We start from the raw sequence: 1,738 nt of genomic DNA on the forward strand, positions 1-1,738 counted from the left end.
CTTTTCATCAGACAATCTGTGTGAGCACTACAAAGGCAGGTTCTTTAAGGTAAGGAGGTGATCCAACCGCAGGTTCCCCTACGGTTACCTTGTTACGACTTCACCCCAGTCATGAATCACAAAGTGGTAAGCGCCCTCCCGAAGGTTAAGCTACCTACTTCTTTTGCAACCCACTCCCATGGTGTGACGGGCGGTGTGTACAAGGCCCGGGAACGTATTCACCGTGGCATTCTGATCCACGATTACTAGCGATTCCGACTTCATGGAGTCGAGTTGCAGACTCCAATCCGGACTACGACATACTTTATGAGGTCCGCTTGCTCTCGCGAGGTCGCTTCTCTTTGTATATGCCATTGTAGCACGTGTGTAGCCCTACTCGTAAGGGCCATGATGACTTGACGTCATCCCCACCTTCCTCCAGTTTATCACTGGCAGTCTCCTTTGAGTTCCCGGCCGGACCGCTGGCAACAAAGGATAAGGGTTGCGCTCGTTGCGGGACTTAACCCAACATTTCACAACACGAGCTGACGACAGCCATGCAGCACCTGTCTCAGAGTTCCCGAAGGCACCAAAGCATCTCTGCTCAGTTCTCTGGATGTCAAGAGTAGGTAAGGTTCTTCGCGTTGCATCGAATTAAACCACATGCTCCACCGCTTGTGCGGGCCCCCGTCAATTCATTTGAGTTTTAACCTTGCGGCCGTACTCCCCAGGCGGTCGACTTAACGCGTTAGCTCCGGAAGCCACGCCTCAAGGGCACAACCTCCAAGTCGACATCGTTTACAGCGTGGACTACCAGGGTATCTAATCCTGTTTGCTCCCCACGCTTTCGCACCTGAGCGTCAGTCTTTGTCCAGGGGGCCGCCTTCGCCACCGGTATTCCTCCAGATCTCTACGCATTTCACCGCTACACCTGGAATTCTACCCCCCTCTACAAGACTCAAGCCTGCCAGTTTCGAATGCAGTTCCCAGGTTGAGCCCGGGGATTTCACATCCGACTTGACAGACCGCCTGCGTGCGCTTTACGCCCAGTAATTCCGATTAACGCTTGCACCCTCCGTATTACCGCGGCTGCTGGCACGGAGTTAGCCGGTGCTTCTTCTGCGGGTAACGTCAATTGACACGGTTATTAACCGTATCACCTTCCTCCCCGCTGAAAGTACTTTACAACCCGAAGGCCTTCTTCATACACGCGGCATGGCTGCATCAGGCTTGCGCCCATTGTGCAATATTCCCCACTGCTGCCTCCCGTAGGAGTCTGGACCGTGTCTCAGTTCCAGTGTGGCTGGTCATCCTCTCAGACCAGCTAGGGATCGTCGCCTAGGTGAGCCATTACCCCACCTACTAGCTAATCCCATCTGGGCACATCTGATGGCAAGAGGCCCGAAGGTCCCCCTCTTTGGTCTTGCGACGTTATGCGGTATTAGCTACCGTTTCCAGTAGTTATCCCCCTCCATCAGGCAGTTTCCCAGACATTACTCACCCGTCCGCCACTCGTCACCCAAGGAGCAAGCTCCTCTGTGCTACCGTTCGACTTGCATGTGTTAGGCCTGCCGCCAGCGTTCAATCTGAGCCATGATCAAACTCTTCAATTTAAGTTTGATGCTCGTGAATTAAACTTCGTAATGAATTACGTATGTTCACTCAGAGACTTGGTATTCATTTTTCGTCCGAAGACGTTAAGAATCCATGTCACTTTGAGTGCCCACACAGATTGTCTGATAAATTGTTAAAGAGCAGT

General features: G+C 52.5%; 1 rRNA gene. It reads right to left on the reverse strand.

Annotated elements, in window-relative coordinates:
- Positions 1-50 precede the first annotated feature (50 nt).
- Positions 51-1,592, reverse strand: a 16S ribosomal RNA gene (locus ACSZPU_RS23240).
- Positions 1,593-1,738: the final 146 nt, after the last annotated feature.

Source organism: Phytobacter sp. V69, from assembly GCF_965644215.1.
In the GTDB taxonomy this organism is placed as follows: Bacteria; Pseudomonadota; Gammaproteobacteria; order Enterobacterales; family Enterobacteriaceae; genus Phytobacter.